General features: G+C 72.7%; 19 protein-coding genes. 8 read left to right on the top strand and 11 right to left on the bottom strand.

The genetic code is table 11. The features are described from left to right. Positions 1-5: 5 nt before the first annotated feature. A complete protein-coding gene (locus ABD126_RS04110) occupies positions 6-1595 on the bottom strand; it encodes a DAK2 domain-containing protein (RefSeq protein ID WP_343932261.1) in 1590 nt (529 codons plus the stop codon). 157 nt (positions 1596-1752) lie between these two features. Between ABD126_RS04110 and rpmB the strand changes: the two genes are divergently transcribed. After that, positions 1753-1944: a 50S ribosomal protein L28 gene (gene rpmB / locus ABD126_RS04105; protein WP_015804671.1), complete on the top strand. Its 192-nt coding sequence runs from the start codon at positions 1753-1755 to the stop codon at positions 1942-1944. A gap of 138 nt (positions 1945-2082) precedes the next feature. Here the strand turns inward: rpmB and ABD126_RS04100 are convergent, their stop codons facing one another. The 3 genes from ABD126_RS04100 to ABD126_RS04090 form a co-directional block, all read right to left on the bottom strand. Further along, positions 2083-2757, bottom strand: coding sequence for a uracil-DNA glycosylase (locus ABD126_RS04100; protein ID WP_343932259.1), 675 nt, complete (start codon positions 2755-2757; stop codon positions 2083-2085). An 83-nt stretch (positions 2758-2840) separates the two neighbouring features. Then, positions 2841-3311, bottom strand: a complete 471-nt coding sequence (locus ABD126_RS04095) for a GNAT family N-acetyltransferase (protein ID WP_343932258.1) — start codon at positions 3309-3311, stop codon at positions 2841-2843. Positions 3312-3341: 30 nt separating this feature from the next. After that, positions 3342-4307 carry a thiamine-phosphate kinase gene (locus ABD126_RS04090; RefSeq protein WP_343932257.1) on the bottom strand — a complete coding sequence of 322 codons (966 nt, stop codon included), beginning with the start codon at positions 4305-4307 and terminating at the stop codon, positions 3342-3344. A 97-nt stretch (positions 4308-4404) separates the two neighbouring features. Here ABD126_RS04090 and ABD126_RS04085 point away from each other — a divergent pair, with 97 nt between their 5' ends. Next, positions 4405-4638 (top strand): Lrp/AsnC family transcriptional regulator, encoded by a 234-nt coding sequence (locus ABD126_RS04085; RefSeq protein ID WP_015104517.1) that lies wholly within the window; start codon positions 4405-4407, stop codon positions 4636-4638. Positions 4639-4658: 20 nt separating this feature from the next. Next, positions 4659-5237 carry a DUF3515 domain-containing protein gene (locus ABD126_RS04080; RefSeq protein WP_343932256.1) on the top strand — a complete coding sequence of 193 codons (579 nt, stop codon included), beginning with the start codon at positions 4659-4661 and terminating at the stop codon, positions 5235-5237. A 353-nt stretch (positions 5238-5590) separates the two neighbouring features. Here the strand turns inward: ABD126_RS04080 and ABD126_RS04075 are convergent, their stop codons facing one another. Together ABD126_RS04075 and pdxR are read right to left on the bottom strand one after the other, a co-directional pair. Further along, on the bottom strand, positions 5591-6658 hold the full coding sequence (locus ABD126_RS04075; protein WP_343932255.1) for a D-alanine--D-alanine ligase family protein: 1068 nt from the start codon (positions 6656-6658) through the stop codon (positions 5591-5593). 11 nt (positions 6659-6669) lie between these two features. Further along, complete coding sequence (gene pdxR / locus ABD126_RS04070) at positions 6670-8067, bottom strand: MocR-like pyridoxine biosynthesis transcription factor PdxR (protein WP_343932254.1); 1398 nt, start codon at positions 8065-8067, stop codon at positions 6670-6672. A gap of 67 nt (positions 8068-8134) precedes the next feature. Here pdxR and ABD126_RS04065 point away from each other — a divergent pair, with 67 nt between their 5' ends. Beyond that, positions 8135-8809 carry a pyridoxamine 5'-phosphate oxidase family protein gene (locus ABD126_RS04065; protein WP_343932253.1) on the top strand — a complete coding sequence of 225 codons (675 nt, stop codon included), beginning with the start codon at positions 8135-8137 and terminating at the stop codon, positions 8807-8809. 44 nt (positions 8810-8853) lie between these two features. Here the strand turns inward: ABD126_RS04065 and ABD126_RS04060 are convergent, their stop codons facing one another. From ABD126_RS04060 to ABD126_RS04045, 4 genes are all read right to left on the bottom strand, one after another. Next, entirely contained in the window at positions 8854-9318 is a 465-nt protein-coding gene (locus ABD126_RS04060; protein WP_343932252.1) for a cysteine dioxygenase, read from the bottom strand. Positions 9319-9523: 205 nt separating this feature from the next. Continuing rightward, a complete protein-coding gene (locus tag ABD126_RS04055) occupies positions 9524-10597 on the bottom strand; it encodes a cystathionine gamma-lyase (RefSeq protein ID WP_343932251.1) in 1074 nt (357 codons plus the stop codon). Continuing rightward, positions 10594-11580, bottom strand: a complete 987-nt coding sequence (locus ABD126_RS04050; protein WP_425542758.1) for an NAD(P)H-dependent glycerol-3-phosphate dehydrogenase — start codon at positions 11578-11580, stop codon at positions 10594-10596. The genes ABD126_RS04055 and ABD126_RS04050 overlap by 4 nt, the downstream gene beginning before the upstream one ends. Before the next feature lie 20 nt (positions 11581-11600). Beyond that, a complete protein-coding gene (locus ABD126_RS04045; protein WP_343932250.1) occupies positions 11601-12305 on the bottom strand; it encodes a lysophospholipid acyltransferase family protein in 705 nt (234 codons plus the stop codon). A gap of 112 nt (positions 12306-12417) precedes the next feature. Here ABD126_RS04045 and cofC point away from each other — a divergent pair, with 112 nt between their 5' ends. Continuing rightward, the gene (cofC, locus tag ABD126_RS04040) at positions 12418-13023 is read left to right on the top strand and encodes a 2-phospho-L-lactate guanylyltransferase (RefSeq protein WP_343932249.1); all 606 of its coding nucleotides are present in this window, start codon (positions 12418-12420) and stop codon (positions 13021-13023) included. Here the strand turns inward: cofC and ABD126_RS04035 are convergent. Beyond that, complete coding sequence (locus ABD126_RS04035; protein ID WP_343932248.1) at positions 13020-14570, bottom strand: LVIVD repeat-containing protein; 1551 nt, start codon at positions 14568-14570, stop codon at positions 13020-13022. The genes cofC and ABD126_RS04035 overlap by 4 nt on opposite strands. A gap of 90 nt (positions 14571-14660) precedes the next feature. Between ABD126_RS04035 and ABD126_RS04030 the strand changes: the two genes are divergently transcribed. The 3 genes from ABD126_RS04030 to ABD126_RS04020 are packed head-to-tail and all read left to right on the top strand — an operon-like array spanning position 14661 to position 18096. After that, a complete protein-coding gene (locus ABD126_RS04030; RefSeq protein WP_343932247.1) occupies positions 14661-14855 on the top strand; it encodes a hypothetical protein in 195 nt (64 codons plus the stop codon). 59 nt (positions 14856-14914) lie between these two features. Continuing rightward, entirely contained in the window at positions 14915-17173 is a 2259-nt protein-coding gene (locus ABD126_RS04025; RefSeq protein WP_358252443.1) for an RNA degradosome polyphosphate kinase, read from the top strand. Beyond that, positions 17170-18096, top strand: coding sequence for an NUDIX hydrolase (locus ABD126_RS04020; protein WP_343932245.1), 927 nt, complete (start codon positions 17170-17172; stop codon positions 18094-18096). The genes ABD126_RS04025 and ABD126_RS04020 overlap by 4 nt, the downstream gene beginning before the upstream one ends. Positions 18097-18486: the final 390 nt, after the last annotated feature.

Below are 18486 nucleotides of genomic sequence, written 5' to 3'. Positions count from 1 at the left end.
TTCAACTACTCGACACCGACAACGAGCGCGGCGCCGGGCTGTCCACCGCGGTACGTCGTGATTTCAACCTCCGGATGGGCGATCCTGAGGTGGCTTTCGAGTGTTTCCGCGAGCCCGTCGGGGGCGTCCTCGCCCAGCAGCGCGGTCACCAGCTCCCCGCCGCCGGCCAGCATCCGGTCCACCAGGCGGCAGGCGAGCGCGGCCGGGTCGGTGCCCGCCGGCTCGACCATGACCACCTCGCCGTCCTGCATGGCCAGCAGGTCGCCGGGTTCGCAGCGGCCCACCCACGTGATGGCCTGCCGTTCGGCGACCCGCACCTCGCCGCGCCGGGTCGCGGCGGCGGCCTCGGCCATCGCCACCACGTCGTCGCCGGCGCGGCGGTTCGGGTCGTGCACGGCCAGCGCGGCCAGCGCCTGCACCGGCGAGAACGCCGGCACGACCACCACGTCCTGCCCGGCCGCGACCGCGTAGGCGACGGCCTCGTCCACCGGGCCGCGCATGTCCTCGCCGGTCGGCAGGACGGTCACGTGCCGCGCGCGGGTGCCCGCGATGAGGGCGAGCAGGCCGGCCGGGTCGGCGGTGGGCGCCGCCGCGACCGCGCCCTCGGCCTCGAACAGCTCCCGCGCGCCGTCCCCGTCGACCACCACGACCACCGCGCGGTCCTGCCCGAACCGGACCGCCTGCGCCTCGACCTGGTCGGCGAACCGGGCGACCGTGATCCGGTGCGGCCGGCCCTGCTCGACGCCCGCCTCGACGGCCGCGCCGATGTCGTTGCAGTGGACGTGGACGGTCCACAGGCCCGCGCCGTCGCCGACCACGGAGACGCTGTCGCCCAGGGCGTTGAGGCGCTGCTTGAGGTCCTCGGGGTCGGTCGGGTCGTCCAGCAGGTACATGACCTCGTACTCGAAGTCGGTGGACCCGGCCTCGCGGGCGGTGGTCAGGGCTTCGGCGGTGCGCGGGGGCGCGGTGCTCTTCCGGTGCTCCACGGGCTGGCCGGTGATCACCGCGACCAGCGTGTCCAGCAGCACGACCAGGCCCTTCGCGCCCGCGTCCACCACGCCGGCCTTGGCCAGGACGGCGAGCTGGCGCGGTGTGTCGGCGAGGGCCTCGGCACTGGCCTTGGCGGCGGCCGTGACGACCTCGTCGAGGTCGTCGGAGGGGCAGTCGCGGGCCGCCTCGGCGGCGGCGTGCAGCACGGTGAGGACGGTCCCCGGGACCGGCTTGGACACGGCGGCGGTGGCCAGCTCGTCGGCCCGCTTGAACGCGGCCCGGATGGCCGCCCCGCCCGCCTCGGACACGCCCTGGGCGGCCTCGGCCAGGCCGCGCAGGACCTGGGAGATGATCACGCCGGAGTTGCCCCGGGCGCCTTGCAGCGCGCCCCTGGCCAGCGCGGCGAGGGCCTGACCGGCGTCGTCGGCGCGGGCGCGCAGGAGGGAGTCCTGGGCGGAGCGCATGGTCTGGGTCAGGTTCGTGCCGGTGTCACCGTCGGGCACGGGGAAGACGTTGATGCGGTCGATGTCGTCCCGGTTGGCGTCCAGGGACCGGACACACGCGTCCGCCCACCGGCGCACCGCGACCGCATCGAGAGCCTGCATGGCGGGGAGGGTATTCGATCCCGACAGGCCCCGGTTTGGAGGCGTCGCGACCGACGGGCTACCCTGTCCAGGTTGCCATGCCCGGCTGAGGCTTGTGCACGCTTGCGCGCCCGCCGGGGCGTGAGTACCGCTGGAGAAACCTTAAGGAGTGGCTGACGTGGCTGCCGTGTGCGACGTCTGTGGCAAGGGGCCGGGCTTCGGCAAGTCGGTCTCGCACTCCCACCGGCGCACCAACCGCCGGTGGAACCCGAACATCCAGACCGTGCGCGCGAAGGTCTCGTCTTCGCAGCGGCAGCGGCTGAACGTGTGCACCTCGTGCCTGAAGGCGGGCAAGGTGGTTCGCGGCTGACACCCGCGTCCGAACGTTGTCGAAAGGCCCCCGGGGTTCGCTCCGGGGGCCTTTCGGCGTGCAAGGCACCAAGCGGCAGCGGAGCCCACGGCGGCGCGGGCGGCGAACCTCACAGCGCCGGCCCGCGCCCGCACCCCGCTAGGGCAGCTTCCAGTCGATCGGCTCGGCGCCCTGCTCGACCAGCAGCTCGTTGGCCCGCGAGAACGGCTTCGACCCGAAGAACCCGGCCGCCGCCGACAACGGCGACGGGTGCGCCGACTCGATGCACGGGAACGGCTCCAGCATCGGCCGCAGGTTGCGCGCGTTGCGCCCCCACAGGATCGCCACCAGGGGCTCCGACCGCTCCGCCAGCGCCTTGATCGCCTGCTCGGTCACCGCCTCCCACCCCTTGCCCTGGTGGGAGTTCGACTTGCCCGGCTGCACGGTCAGCGCCCTGTTGAGCAGCAACACGCCCTGCTGGGTCCACGGCGTCAGGTCGCCGTTGGACGGCTTGGGGTGCCCCAAGTCGTCCATGTACTCCTTGTAGATGTTGATCAGCGACTTCGGGATCGGCCGCGTCTCCGGCGACACCGAGAACGACAGGCCCACCGCGTGCCCCGGCGTCGGGTACGGGTCCTGGCCCACGATCAGCACCCGCACCCCGTGGAACGGCTGCTGGAACGCCCTCAGCACGTTCTCCCCGGCCGGCAGGTAGGTCCGCCCCGCGGCCACCTCCGCACGCAGGAACTCGCCCATCTTCGCGATCTGGTCGGCCACCGGCGCGAGCGCGCGCGCCCACCCGGCCTCCATGATTTCCTCAAGGGGTCGTGCCACGGCGGTGGACCCTATCTCAGTCGATCCGGCGAAGATCCTTGCGGTGGGTCACGCCCAGCGCGCAGATCGGCACAGCGGTCCTCCTACAGCTCCTTCGCGAAGCAAAGGCTGTCCGGATGATGCCGGTAGACACCGAAGTTGTCGATGCGCTCGTACCCGCTGGTCTCGTAGAGCCGGATCGCCTCCGGCTGCCGCGTCCCGGTCTCCAGGACCATCCGCGTGCGCCCGACGGCCCGCGCCGAGGACTCCAGCTCCGCCAGCACCACCCGCGACAGACCCCGCCCCCGCACGGAGTCCGCCGTGTACATGCGCTTGATCTCGGCGTCGCCGGGACGGATCGACGCGTCCTCCACGTCGTGCGCCCGCCAGCCGCCGCACGCCACCGGCACGCCGTCGAGGTAGCCGACGACGAAGTGCCCCAGGGGCGCGGCGAACTGCGCGGGGTCGACCGGGGTGACGTCCTGGTCGCCGTAGCGGACCACGAAGACCTGCTGGAGGTCCGCGATCAGCTTCGCCGAGTCTGGATGGTCATACGCCCGCGTGAATAGTTCCACACCAACCAGGTTAACCCGCGCGTCCAGGCATCATCGCCAGTGCTCCCAGCCAGGCGGCTTCTCGTAGGCCCGGCCGTCGACGGTCACCCCGCTCCCGTGCCGCACGGTGCCGATGGTCCGCCACCCCTCCGGGACGGTCTTCGGGTCCGGGAACGTGGCCGCCAGCGCGTGGTCCTCGCCCCCGGTGAGCACCCAGTGCCGGGCGTCCGCGCCCAGGGCGGAGGCCACGTCCAGCAGGCGGGGGTGGACCTCCAGCAGTTCGGTGCGGATGTCGATGCCGATGCCCGACTCGTCCGCGATGTGGCCGAGGTCGGCGAGCAGCCCGTCGGAGACGTCGATCATCGCCGTCGCGCCGGCCGCCGCCGCCTGGGGTCCCGCCGGGTACGGGGGTTCGGGGTTCCGCTGCGCCCCGACGACCGCCACCGGCGACCGGAACCCGCGCTGCAACACCGCCAGCCCACCGGCCGCCCAGCCGAGCCGCCCGCACACCGCCACGACATCACCCACTTGGGCTCCCGACCGGGTGACGGGCTCCAAACCGTTCATGTCGCCCATGGCCGTAACGGAGATCACCAGTGTCGCCGAGGACACCATGTCCCCGCCCACCACACCGGCCCCCGCGGCGGCGGCTTCCTGCCACAGCCCGGCGGTGATCCCCTCCACCACCGAGGAGGGCGTGTCGGCCGGGCAGGCGAGGCCCACGGTGAGGGCCGTGGGCACGGCTCCCATGGCCGCGACGTCGGCCAGGTTGACGGCCGCCGCCTTGCGGCCGACCTGCTCGGGAGACGACCAGTCGAGTCTGAAGTGGACACCCTCGACGAGCACGTCGGTGGACACCACGACCCGCCCGTCCGGCGCGGCCACGACGGCCGCGTCGTCACCGGGTCCGAGGAGCGTCGTCGGCGGCTGCGTCCTACCGGCCGTCACCCGGCGGATGAGACCGAACTCACCCACTTCAGCGACCGTGTCCGCGTTCAGCGGCGGCTCCGGACGCAAGATTGCCTCCCGTTCTGAGCATTCGGAACCCCAACTGGGGTACGTTGCTGACCACGTTCCTACCTCGACCTAACCTGTCGCGACGAAGGGGCACGCCGTGGTGCACGCATACATCCTCATCCAGACCGAGGTCGGCAAGGCAGCCGCCGTCGCGGCAGAGATCTCCGGCATCCCCGGCGTCGCGACCGCGGAAGACGTCACCGGCCCGTACGACGTCATCGTCCGCGCCGAGGCCGACACCGTCGACCAGTTGGGACAGCTCGTGGTCGCCCGCATCCAGAACGTCGAGGGCATCACGCGAACACTGACCTGCCCGGTGGTCCACCTGTAGGCCCGTGTTGTCATAACGGGGTGGCACAGGAACCGGAACGCACGTCCCTGCTCCCCCGCCCGCTGCTCGCGGTGGCCATCGGCCTGCCCGCTCTGCTGGCGGCGGGCGTGGCGGCCGTGGGCCTCTTCCTGGGCGCGAGCGGCAAGGAAGACCCGGCAGGCCCCACCGCGGACCGCTCGGGCCCGGTGGCCCTGGTCCCCGTGCCCGCGCCGAAGGCGGAGTCCGAGGAGTGCAAGGCGCTGCTGAGCAAGCTGCCGATGCAACTGGTCTCCAACGGCGCGCAGATGCCCCGCCGGGACTTGGCGAGCCCCGCTCCGGCGGGCGCGCTGGCGTGGGGTGACGCGAAGCACGAGCCGATCATCCTGCGCTGCGGCCTGGACCGGCCGAGCGACCTGACCCAGACGTCGCAGCTGCGGGTCATCTCGGACGTGCAGTGGCTGGAGATCAGCCAGGCAGGCGCCTCGACGTGGTACGTGGTCGACCGCCCGGTGTACGTGGCGCTGACCGTCCCGGCAGACGCGGGCACAGGCCCCCTACAGGACATCTCGACCACGATCAGGGACACCCTCCCACCAGTACCCGTGGACACCAAGGGCTGAAAGCCCGCACACAGCCCAGGGGCGCGCAGCGCCCCCGCTTTTGGGCTTTTCCGTCCTCCCCGTATGGCCTGCCCGAAGGGCTACCACACTTCGGCGGGGTCGGGCCAAAAAGTTTTGCGAGGAACGAGCAAAAGTTTTTCGACCGACCCCGCCGAAGTGTGGTCGGCTCCGCCAGGCCATACGGGGAGGACGGAAAAGCCCCCGCTTTTCGCTCTTCCTCCCCGGCGGCCTGCCCGCCGGCGAGGCGCTTTTGTCTTTTGGGCAAGGCACGAAGCCCAGCGAGCACCCCCAGCGAGCACCCCCAGCGCTCAACCCCAGCGCTCAACCCCAGCGCTCAACCTCAGCGCTCAACCTCAGCGCAGCCCGGTCCCCCGAGCCAACGCAGTCTCGATCAACGTGGTCAACAGGTCGGGATAATCCACCCCGGTCTCTGCCCACATCCGCGGATACATCGAAATCGGGGTGAACCCGGGCATCGTGTTCACCTCGTTCACCACCAACTCGTCATAATCCGTGACGAAGAAGTCCACCCGGGCCAACCCCTGGCAGTCCAACGCCCGGAACGCCGTGACCGCCATCTCCCGCAAAGCCTCCGCCACGTGCGGCTCCAGCTTGGCCGGGATGTCGAACTCGCACACGTCGTCCAGGTACTTGGCGTCGAAGTCGTACCAGTCGACGGCACCGCCGACCACGCGCAGCTCCGCCGGCAGGGAAGCCTCCACCCGCCCGTCCGGGAACTCCAGCACCCCGCACTCGACCTCGCGCCCCGACACCGCGGCCTCGATGATGACCTTCGGGTCGGTCTTGCGCGCCAACGCGATCGCGCTGTCGAGGTGCGACCAGTCCACGACCTTCGAGATGCCCACCGACGACCCGGCCCGGGCCGGCTTCACGAAGACCGGCAAGCCCAACCGCTCCCGGTCGTCCGCCGACAGCGTGTCCTGGTCCCGCCGCAGCACCACGAACTCGCCCACCGGCAGCCCGGCGCCCTGGAGCAGCCGCTTGGTGAACTCCTTGTCCATCGCCACCGCCGAAGCCAGCACGCCCGGCCCCACGTACGGGATGGACGCCAGCTCCAGCAGGCCCTGGATGGTCCCGTCCTCGCCCCACGCCCCGTGCAGCACCGGGAACACCACGTCCACGTCGGACAGCACCTCGTCGGGCGACACCGGCACCAGTTCGCCGCCGGACACGGGCACCAGCGAGTTCACCGACGGCAACTGGCGGTCGCGCACCTCCAGCGCCTTGGTGTCGTCGGCGCCGATCACCCACCGGCCGTCCTCGTGGGTGATGCCGACCGGCACCACCTCGAACCGCTCGCGGTCCAGGTGCGGGAGGATGCTGCCCGCGGACAGGCAGGAGACCATGTGCTCGCTGCTTCGCCCGCCGAACACGACGGCGACCTTGGTCTTTCGTGTCATGGTCAGCGACCCTACCCGGATGGCGTAACGCGGGATCCCAGCAGCTCCACCAACACCGGCAGCGCCCGGTCGAGCTGCTCGCGGGAGCACGCGCCGTACCCGATCGCCACCCCGAACACCTTCGGCCGGCCGGCGTGGTGCCGGGCCAGGCCGTCCAGCCGGAACCCGCGCGCCTCGGCCTCGGCGAGCAGCTCCCGCTCGGCCGCCGCGTCCTCCAGCACGACCACCACGTGCGCCCCGGCGTCGTCGCCGAGCACCGCCACGCCCGCCGCCGCCAGCGTCGAGGCCACCAGCGCCCGCCGCTCCGACAGCTCGCGCCGCAGCTTGCGCAGGTGCCGCCCGAGGTCGCCGTGCCGCGCCAGCTCGACCAGCACCCGCTGCCCCGCCGCCGACGGGCTCGTCCCGGTCCGGTCCCGGTGCGCCAGCACGTCGGACGCGATCCGCTCGGGCGCGACCATCCACCCCGCGCCCAGCGTCGGGGTGAGGATCTTGCTCGTGGTCCCCAGGTGCACCACCACGTCCGGCGCGAGCGCGGCCAGCAGCGGCAGCGGGGCCACGTCGAAGCGCAGCTCGCCGTCGTAGTCGTCCTCGACCACGAGCCACTTCTCCGCCCGCGCCCGCTCGACCAGCGCGACCCGCCGCGCCGCCGACATCCGGCCGCCCATCGGGTACTGGTGGGCCGGCGAGCAGTACACGCCCCGCACGCCCGCCGGCACGCCCTCGACCAGCAGGCCCTCTTCGTCCACGGGGGCCTGCACGACCTTCACCCCCGCCGACCGCAACGCCCACACCGCCCGCTGGTAGCCGGGTTCCTCCACGGCCACCGCGTCACCGGGCTTGAACACCGCCGCCGACAACTCCACCAGAGCCGCCGTGGTCCCGCCGGTGGCCAGGACCTGCTCGTCGCTCAGCCCGCCGCGCACGGCCAGTCCCCGGTGCCGCAGCAGGTGTTCGGCGACGACCGCGCGGTACTCGGGCAGCCCGGCGCGCTGGGGCCGGAACAGCGGCAGGGCGTCCGCCGCCGCCCGCCACGCGCGCCGCCACGCCGCCCGGTCCAGGCCCTCGGCCCACGGGGCGCCGGGCGCGAGGTCCACCACGTCGGCGGGCGCGGCGGACACCGTCGCCTTGCGCGGCTTGGCCTTCAGGGCGCCCGGCGGGGTGGTCGTGACGTACGTCCCGGACCCGTGCCGCCCGGCGATCCAGCCCTCGGCGTGCAGCTGCTCGTATGCTGCTGCCGTCACGGTCCGGCTCACGCCCAGCCGCTCGGCCAGCGCCCGGGTGGACGGCAGCCGGTCGCCCAGGCGCAGCCGCCCGTCGGCCGCCGCCGCGCGCAGGGCGTCGGCCAGCTGCACGGCCAACGGCTCGGCGGAGGTGCGGTCCAGGGTCACGGGCAGTGCCGTTTCGACCAAAGTGGCCTCCTCGATCGCCGGGAAATTGGCCCTTGTGAGGTGCCACTTTACCGGCGAGGGTGGGCGCATGACGACGCCGACCCCGCTCTCCCCCACCGATCGCAGCACGATCAGGCGCGGCAAGCACCGCGCGGTCACCGAGCGGGCCGCCCTGCACGCCGTCCTGGACGCGGCCCTCGTGTGCCACCTCGGCGTGGTCGTGGACGGCGCGCCGCTGGTGCTGCCGACCGGCTTCGGCCGCGACGGCGACCGGATGTTCCTGCACGGCTCCACCGGCGCGCGCAGCCTGCGCGAGGCCGCGACCGGCGTGCCGGTGTGCGTCACGGTGACCGTGCTGGACGGCGTGGTCTACGCGCGCTCGGTGTTCGACCACTCCATGAACTACCGCGCCGCCGTCGTGCACGGCACCGCCGTCCCGATCACCGACCCGGAGGAGAAGACCCACGCCCTGCGCCTGCTCACCGAGCACATCGCGCCCGGCTCGTGGGACTACGCCCGCCGCCCCACGGCGAAGGAACTCGCCGCGACCTCCGTCCTGGCGCTGGACCTCACCGAGGCGTCGGTGAAGATCCGCTCCGGCCCGCCCGGCGACGAGGACGAGGACGTGCGGGCCGGCGAGAAGTGGGCCGGCGTCCTGCCGCTGCACTCCGCGTGGGGCAAGCCCGAGCCGGACCCGACGCTGGTCGGCGAGTGGGACGTGCCGCCGCACGTCGCGCAGCGCGCCGGCACCCCGTACGCCTAGAGCGGCCTACGCCTAGAGCGGCGCACACCTAGAGCGGCGCACACCTAGAGCGGCACCGGCCCCGTGACCGGGTCGAAGCCGAACGGGCGCATCGTGCGCTCGCCGTCGCGGTAGACGTGGATCGTCACGGCCGGGTCCGCCCCGTCGTTGCGCACCTGGTGGACGTAGTTCGGGCCGAACACCCGCGACTGGCCGGCCACCAGGTGGTGCAGCACCTGGGTCGGGCCGGGCGCGACGACCTCCGTCAGCGCGCCGCTGACCACCGTGAACGCCCCGCTGGTCGCGCCGTGGTCGTGCAGGTCGGCGGACTGGCCGGGCAGCCAGCTCATCAGCCACACCTCCTGCCGCTCGGTCTTCTCGACCAGCGCGGCGAAGCGGGTGTCGGGGTCGTAGCGCAGCAGGTGGGCCCAGCGCTCCCGCCGCGCCGCGACGTCGAGCGCGATCCGCACCGGGTGCAGGGCCGCGTGCGACTGGGGCAGGGCGATGGTGTTCTCCGGAACGGCGAACATGGTTCCTTCTTCTTCGGTGATGTGCGGAAGCGTGAGCCGGAAGCCCACAGGACGCGAATCGATCACCGACAGGAACACAGCGCGCTGGCGACCAGGCTGAGGTCGATGTGACCCCGCCCGTGGCTCATGGCGCGGAAGGACATGCCAGAGAGGGTGACAGCACCGACCCTCCCGGGCAAGCCCTCCCACGCCGTGGGACCGGTTTTCAGCCGGCCGAGTGATCAAGAGCCGCGAGCACGTCCGCCACCAAGTCCGCCGTGTCCTCGCACCCGGCGGACAGCCGCACCAGCCCCTCGGGCACCGGGTCACCCCACTGCGCCCGCCGGTCGCACGTCGTGTGCAGGCCGCCGAAACTCGTGGAAGCCGCCACCAACGCCGACCGCTCCAGGAACCCGGCCACCGCCTCCGCCGAAGCCAGCTCGAACGTCAGCACCCCGCCGAACCGCCGCATCTGCCTGCTCGCCACGGCGTGCGCGGGGTCCGAAGGGCTCCCGGGCCACCGCAGGTTCCGCACCGCCCCATGCGACTTCAGGACCTCGTACAGCGCCGCCGCGTTCTCGGCCTGCCGGGCCAGCCTCAGGTCCAGCGTCCCCAGCCCGCGGTGCACCAGCCAGGTCTCGAACGGGCCGGGGATCGCGCCGCCGACCGTCCGCGCGGTGCGGACCTTCTCCGCCAGCTCCGGGTCCGCCGTGGACACGTGCCCGAGCAGGACGTCGCTGTGCCCGGCCACGGCCTTCGTGTCGCTGCTCACCACGATGTCCGCGCCCAGCTCCAACGGCCGCTGGCCCAACGGCGTCGCGGTGGTGTTGTCCACGGCGACCAACGCGCCGGCGTCATGCGCGGAACGCGCCAACGCCGTGATGTCGCACACGTCCAGGCCCGGGTTGGACGGCGACTCCAACAGCACCAGCCGCACGCCCTCGAACGACGGGTACGGCCCGGCGGTGGGCGCTTCCACGACCTCCACCGGCATCTCCGCGACCAGCGTCCGGGTCAGGTAGTACCCGTCCGACGGCACGACCACGGTGTCACCCGGCGCGAGGACGACCCGCAGCACGGTCGAGATCGCCGCCATCCCGGACGGGAACAGCACCGCCTCGCCGCCGTCCAGCGACCCGAGCGCCGCTTCCAACGCCCGCCAGGTCGGGTTGTGCGGGCGGCCGTAGGTGTCGTCGCCGCCCAAGTGGTAGGCGGAGGCGAACACCGGGTTGGCGCCGAACGGCTCCCCGGGCACCGGCGGGACGGAGTGGACCACCCGCGTGCCGTCGCCCCAGTTCACTGCCGCTCCGCCTTCCGCTCGCGCTCCAGCAACGCGGCCGTGAGCAGCCTCGGGTCCAGCCCTTCGTGGCACACGCGGTGCACGCCGTCGGTGATCGGCATGTCCACGCCCAGCCGCGCCGCCAGCTCGCGGATCGACGAGCACGACTTCACGCCCTCGGCGACCTGCCCGTGCGCGGCCTCCTGCGCCTGCGCCACGGTGTCGCCGCGCCCCAGCCGCTCCCCGAACGACCGGTTGCGCGACAACGGGGACGCGCAGGTCGCCACCAGGTCGCCCAGCCCGGCCAGCCCGGCGAAGGTCAACGGGTCCGCGCCCAGCGCCGCGCCCAGCCGCGCGGTCTCGGCCAGGCCGCGGGTGATGATCGACGCCATCGTGTTGTCGCCGAACCCGAGCCCCGCCGCCATGCCGCACGCCAGCGCGATGACGTTCTTGCACGCCCCGCCCAGCTCGCAGCCGACCACGTCCACGTTGGTGTACGGCCGGAAGTAGGGGGTGGAGCACGCGTGCTGGAGGTCCACGGCCCGGTCGTGGTCGATGCACGCGATGACCGTGGCGGTCGGCTGCTCGGCCGCGATCTCCTTGGCCAGGTTCGGCCCGGACACCACGGCCACCTGGTCCTCGGGCACGTCGGCGACCTCGCGCACGACCTCGCTCATCCGCTTGAGCGTGCCCAGCTCGACGCCCTTGGCCAGGCTGACCAGGGTCGCGCCGGCGGGCAGCAACGGCCGCCACTCGGCGAGGTTGGTCCGCAGGGTCTGGCTCGGCACGCCCAGCACGACCGCCTGCGCGCCGTCGAGCGCCTTCTCCGGGTCGTGGGTGGCCACCAGGTTCGCCGGCAGCTTCGTGCCGGGCAGGTAGTCGGAGTTCACCCGGGACCGGGTGATCTCGTCGGCGACCTCCGCCCGGCGGGCCCACAGGACGACGTCCGTGCCCGCGTCGGCGAGCACCTTCGCGAAGGTCGTGCCCCACGACCCCGCACCCATCACCGCGACGCGTTCCACGGTCAGCTCTTCTTCGCGGAGTAGAAGCCCTCGGGCGCGGTCTCCTGGCGCACGTCCGCCAGCAGGTCCTTGACCTCGCCCATGATCACGTCGGTGACCTCGCGCAGCAGCGGCAGGGTCTCCGGCTTGCCCCGGTAGGCCGACAGGTCCACCGGCGCGCCGACCCTGGTCACGATCGTCTTGCGCGGGAACGGCCGGAACTGCTTGCGGTAGTGGTCGTAGATCTCGCGGGTGCCCCAGCGGGCGGCGGGCAGCACCGGGACGTCGTGCTCCAGCGCGAGCCGGGCGACGCCGGTGCGGCACGTCATCGGCCAGCCGTCGGGGTCCTTGGTGATCGTGCCCTCGGGGTAGATGACCACGACCAGGCCCTGCTCCAGGGCGTCGTGGGCGGCGCGGAGGCTCTGCTGGGCGTCGGAGGTGCCCCGGTAGACGGGGATCTGCTTCGCGCCCTTGATGACGGTGCCGACGAACGGGACGTTCCACAGGCTGTGCTTGGCCAGGAAGTGCGGCACCCGGCCCTGCTTGTGCGTGAAGACGGCGTCGTAGACCGGGTCGAGGTGGGACACGTGGTTCATCACCAGGAGCGCGCCGCCGGTCCTGGGGATGTGCTCGCCGCCCTCGTTGCGCCGCCGCGCGAGCAGCGCGGTCACCGGGTAGAAGACCGCCGCGGCGAACCCCACCCAGAAGCCGCCTTTCTCCTTGGCCACCTGTACTCCCTCTCGTCACCCGCCGGACGCCTGGAGTCTTCCCGGCGGGTCGGTCCCGGGTCCAGTCGCGCTCCCGCCTCGTCGGCGTCGGATATCGGGGAGTATGGCTGGTGTGCGTGCCGACGTGGACCTCGTGGTGCCGGTGAAGGCCCTGCGACGTGCGAAGACCCGGTTGGTGGGGGTGACCGACGACCGCCCGGCGCTGGCGCTGGCGTTCGCGTTGGACACCATCTCCGCCGCGCTGCCGGTCGTCCGGAGTGTGCTTGCCATCACAGACGACCCGTCGGTGGCGGTCGAGCTGGCGGCCCTCGGGGTGGAGTCCGTGGCCGGGCCGGAGGGCTTGAACGAGGCGTTGCGGCACGGGGCGGCGGTGTTGCGGGCGCGGGATCGGCGGTCGGTCGTGGGCGCGCTCCAAGCCGACCTGCCGGCGCTGCGGACCGACGAGCTGGGACTGGCGCTCGCGTCGGCGGAGGGCCGCGCGTTCTGCCCGGACCGCCAGGGCACCGGGACCACCCTGTTGCTGTCCGCGCCGGGCGGTGACCTGATGCCGCGCTTCGGGGTCGGGTCGGCCGAGGCGCACGCGCGGGACGCTCAGACGTTGATCGGGCCGTGGCCTTCGCTGCGCAACGACGTGGACACCGCGGAGGACCTCGATCTCGCCGCCGGACTGGGGCTGGGGCCACGCACGTGCGCGACCCTCAGCCCCGTGTGCGGCTAACAACAAGCAGTGCCGTCGCCGCAGCCACGGCCGAAGAGCATCGGGCAGCCGTAGCCGTAGTCCGGGTCCGGAGCCAGCGGCAGGCGTTTGCGCGGTGGTTCGGCCGGGCGGACCGACTCCGGGTTGGGCGTGGTCTTCAACTGGACGTTGGTGTGGGTCTCCTGGGCGTCGTACGCCGCCTTGGAGAGCTTCAGGACCTCCACGCCGCGCGCGAAGTCGGCCAGGAACACCCGGTCGCGGTGGAAGTACGGGGCCCAGGAGACCGCGCCTTCCGGCCGCCAGTAGGCGATCTGGATGGGCTTCGTCGGGTCGGTGATGTCCAGGAACCGCGTCCCCTGCTCGTACCAGGAGTAGGCGACGACCCGCTGCTGCACGTCGAAGTAGTGCGCCGAGCAGAAGACGTCCGGGCCGGGCAGCGTGCCCTCCTGGTCGTCCGGGCTCCACACGCCGACCGTCTTGAGCGTGAACGGCTTGTCCGGGCTCGCCCGCCACGACTCGCCGCCGGTCGAACCCGCCAGCGACGAGATGACGAACCGGCCCTGGTCCTTGCACGTGGCCGACTCGAAGGCTTCTTCCGTGTGCAGCAACAGGCTGCCCGCCGGGTGCTCCGGCGTCGGCTTGGGGCCGTCCGCCAGGGTCCGGCCGATCGGGCGGAACGAGTTGTGCGAGAACGACGTCGGCATGTCCAGCTTCGGGGCCGCCCCGCCGGCGTACGGGATCGGGTCCACGGCCGTCGCCTCGCGCCACTTGCCGGTCAACGGGTCGCGGTGCCAACCCCGCGTCCAGTAGCCCCGCGTGCCGCCCGTGCCCGCCACCCACGCCACGCCCGCGGCGTCCACCTGGACGTCGTGGGTCATGTGGGTCTCGCCCTGGTTGCGGTTGAGGTCCACGAACGTCGGCAGGGTCTTCGGGTTGCGCGGGTCGCGGATGTCGGTCACGAAGACCTTGCCGGACCTGCGGTAGGTGTCGGGGTCGGTGGACGGGGTGCCGTCGTAGCCGGTCGTCCACAGGAAGGTGCAGTCGTTGACGCACGTGGTGATGTGGCCGGTGCCCATCGGGGCGAAGTTCAGCAGTTCGAGGTTCGCCGGGTCGGCCGCCGAGATGAGGTAGACGCCCGTGGGCCGCTCGTTGCCCGGCTTGCGGCCGAACGCGCTGCGCTCGCGGGCCAGGAAGACCAGCTTGCGCTTGGCGTCGACGGTGACGTCCTCGTTCTCCCAGAAGCGCTGGGCCGGGTCGTCACCGGGCAGGGCCAGCTCCTGCTTGGTGAGGTGGTCGAGGAACTTCGGGTGGTCGGTGTCGGTGACGTCGTAGGTCTTGAGCCCCCACGTGCCGCTGACGAACATCACGTCCCGGTGCCGGTACTGCACGAAGTTGATGGAGATCGCGCCCTCGGTCTCCGGGATCGTCGCGCGCAGCTCGACGTTGCGGGCCGCCGCCGGGAGCGGCTCCCCGCCCTCGTCGGTGAACACGACGGGCGCCGCCGATGCGGTGCCCTGCGCGGCGAAGCCGATCATCAGGGCGACGACGGCCCCTGCCAAAACCCTCATGCCCGCCACTCCTTTCGGTAATGGGGTCATCGCGGAGCGTGGCAGGTGGGCGGAGCGCGCCACCACCTCCGATCGGCTAGCGTTGCCGCCGTGGTCGAGCAGGCGACGGTGAGCGCGCACCACGCGGACGGGTCGGCGACCGTGCTGCGCGACGACGGCGTGCTCGTGGACGTCCCGGCGGCGGCCGTCACCGCGGGCGGGTGGCGGGTGCTGCGGCCCGGCCAGCGGGTGACCGTCGAGCGCGGCGAGGCCGGCGCGGTCCGCGCCCTGCGCCGTCCGGTGTGACGCGGAGTTCACCCGGGCGTCGGCTCCGATCAGCGCGGAGCGGCTCGACGTGGGGAACAATGCCTACTGTGAGCACGGACAACACACCCGAGCAGCCCAAGCGACGCACGAGGACACCGCGGACCCAGCCGGCCGCGAGCGCGCCCCGCCGCCGCCCCCGACCGGCAGTCCGTCGCACCACGCGGGGCGCGCCCCAGGCCGAGACGCCGCAGCGCCCCTTCCCCGGCTCGCTCCCGGCCGTCACCGCCAACGCCGAGGCGCCGGACCTGCCCGACGACCGGTACTTCAACCGGGAGCTGTCCTGGCTGGACTTCAACGCCCGCGTGCTCGCCCTGGCCGAGGACTCCTCCCAGCCGCTGCTGGAGCGGGCGAAGTTCCTCGCCATCTTCGCGTCCAACCTCGACGAGTTCTGGATGGTGCGGGTCGCGGGCCTCAAGCGCCGCGACGAGACGGGCCTGTCGGTGCGCAGCGCGGACGGGCTCACGCCGCGCGAGCAGCTGGCCGCGGTGTCCAAGCGCACCCAGGAACTGGTGGAGCAGCACGCCCGCGCGTTCCTCGACCACGTCCAGCCCGAGCTGGAGAAGCACGGCATCAGCATCGTCAACTGGGCGCAGCTGACCGACTTCGAGAAGCTGCGGCTGTCGAACTACTTCACCGACCAGGTGTTCCCGGTGCTCACGCCGCTCGCCGTGGACGCCGCGCACCCGTTCCCCTACATCTCCGGCCTGTCGCTGAACCTGGCCGTGACCGTGCGCGACCCCGAAGGCGGCGCGGAGCGGTTCGCGCGCATCAAGGTGCCGGACAACGTGCCGCGCCTGGTCCGGGTGGAGGCCGACCGCACCAGCGAGACGGCCACGTTCCTGCCGCTGGAAGAGCTCATCTCCGCCCACCTGGGCGAGCTGTTCGCGGGCATGGAGGTCATCGAGTGCCACGCCTTCCGGGTCACCCGCAACGCGGACCTGGAGGTCGAGGAGGACCAGGACGAGGACCTGCTGAAGTCCTTGGAGCGGGAGCTGGTGCGCCGCCGGTTCGGGCCGCCGGTGCGGCTGGAGATCGCCGGGGACATGACCGAGCACATGCTGGAGCGGCTGCTGCGCGAGCTGGAGGTGGACCCGCACGACGTCGTGCAGGTGCCCGGTCTGCTGGACCTGTCGTGCCTGTGGCAGCTCTACAGCGTGGACCGCAAGCAGCTCAAGGACGCGCCGTTCGTGCCCGCCACGCACCCGGCGTTCGGTGAGCGGGAGACGCCCAAGAGCATCTTCGCCACCCTGCGCGAGGGCGATGTGCTCGTGCACCACCCGTACGACTCGTTCTCCACGTCCGTGCAGCGGTTCATCGAGCAGGCCGCCGCCGACCCGCGCGTGCTGGCCATCAAGCAGACCCTGTACCGCACGTCGGGCGACTCGCCGATAGTGGACGCGCTGATCGACGCGGCCGAGGCGGGCAAGCAGGTCGTGGCGCTGGTGGAGATCAAGGCGCGGTTCGACGAGCAGGCGAACATCAAGTGGGCGCGGGCGCTGGAGAAGGCGGGCGTGCACGTCGTCTACGGCCTCATGGGCCTCAAGACGCACTGCAAGACCTCGCTGGTGGTCCGGCAGGAGGGTTCGCGGATCCAGCGCTACTGCCACATCGGCACCGGCAACTACAACCCCAAGACCGCCCGCCTCTACGAGGACATCGGCCTGCTCACCGCCGAGCCGACCATCGGCGCGGACCTCACCGACCTGTTCAACGTCCTCACCGGCTACGCCCGGCAGGAGCACTACCGAAGCCTGCTGGTCTCGCCCAAGGGCGTGCGGCGCGGCATCGTGGAGCGCATCGAGCGCGAGGTCGAACTGGCCCGCGCGGGCGAGCGGGCCGGGGTGCGCATCAAGGTGAACTCGCTCGTGGACGAGCAGGTCATCGACGCGCTGTACCGGGCGTCCCAGGCGGGCGTGCCCGTGCAGGTGGTCGTGCGGGGCGTGTGCGCGCTCAAGCCGGGCATCAAGGGCCTGTCGGAGAACATCCACGTGCGCTCGATCCTGGGCCGGTTCCTGGAGCACTCGCGGGTGTTCCACTTCGTCGGCTGCGGCGAGCACTGGATCGGCAGCGCGGACATGATGCACCGCAACCTCGACCGGCGGGTGGAGGTGCAGGTGCGGGTGACCGACCCGAAGCTGACCGCCCAGCTCGACGACATGCTGGACTCGGCGCTGGAGCCCAGCACCCGCTGCTGGGTGCTGCAACCCGACGGCGAGTGGGAGGCGTCCCCCACCGACGGCGGGCGCGTGCGGGACCACCAGACCGAGTTGCTGCGCGCGCACCGCGCGGTGGGGTGAGGCGCGTGATCCGGGCTGCCGGCGCCGTCCTGTGGCGCGACGGCTTCGTCGCCGTCGTGCACCGGCCCCGCTACGACGACTGGTCGCTGCCCAAGGGGAAGGTCGACCCGGGCGAGACCGTGCCCGCGGCGGCGGTGCGCGAGGTGCTGGAGGAGACCGGGTTCACCGCAGTCCTCGGGCGGTACCTGCACACCCTGTCCTACCCGGCGTTCGGCAGGCCGAAGGAGGTCGACTTCTTCAGCGCGCGGGCCGTCTCGGGCGCGTTCACGCCCAACGAGGAGGTGGACGAGCTGCGCTGGCTGCCGGTCGAGGAGGCGGCGGCGCTGGTGACCCGCGACGGCGACCGCGAGGTGCTGGACGTGTTCGCCGCGTGCCCGCCGGACCTGGCGACGCTGCTGCTGGTGCGCCACGCCAAGGCGGGCAAGCGGGACAACTGGGTGGGCGACGACGACCTGCGCCCGCTCAGCTCCGCCGGGTGGCGGCAGGCCGCCGGGCTGCGCGCGCTGCTGCCGCTGTGGGGGCCGTCCCGGGTGCACTCCGCGCCGCGCGTGCGGTGCGTGGAGACCGTGCAGGGGGTCGCGGACGACCTCGGGCTGGACGTGCTGCTGGAGCCGAGGCTGTCCGAGGAGGGCTACTGGCCCGACCGGGAGGCCGGGCTCGTGCGGCTGCTGGAGGTCGCCGACGGGCCGGGCGTGCCGGTGGTGTGCAGCCAGGGCGGGGTCATCCCGGACGTGGTGGCCACCCTGGCGTCCCTGTCCGGGCTGCCGCTGGGGGCGGAGGTGCCCTGCAAGAAGGGCAGCGCCTGGGTCCTGTCGTTCCGGCGGCCGGAGCCGGGCTGGTCCACATCGGACACGACCGGCACCTGGCCCCGGCTGGTCTCGGCGCACTACCTGCCGACCTCGTTGGCGGCCCCCGTGCCTTAGCTTTGCGGCCCCCGTGCCTTGGCTTGGCAGCCCCGCGCCTTGGCGCCGTAGCCGCCCTTTCGCGGAAAACAGGCCGTTCCCGGCCGCGGGGGCGGCCTGTTTCGTGCCTGAGGGCCTTTCTGCGACCCTGTCGGAACCGGCCGGCCCACTGCCACTTTCCCGGCCGCTCCGACGCTTCTGCGGCCCGCACAGCCCTTTCCAGGCCCATCCCCGGCACTGCGCCAAAAGAGTGGCGGCAACTGTCCACCGCGAGGGCCGCGTCGGCTTGTCGCGCCGCCTGCCAGGCGGCCCGAGCCGCGCGACGGAGTCGCGCCATCAAACAGAGCCCAGGGGCCGGTGCGCGTCCGCACCGGCCCCTGGGGCGTCTGGCTCACTTCGCCGGCCGGGCGC

Origin of the sequence: Saccharothrix mutabilis subsp. mutabilis (genome assembly GCF_039521145.1) — a bacterium.
In the GTDB taxonomy this organism is placed as follows: Bacteria; Actinomycetota; Actinomycetes; order Mycobacteriales; family Pseudonocardiaceae; genus Actinosynnema; species Actinosynnema mutabilis.
Note: the sequence above shows the minus strand (reverse complement) of the source record. Positions and strands in the feature narration are given on the sequence as shown.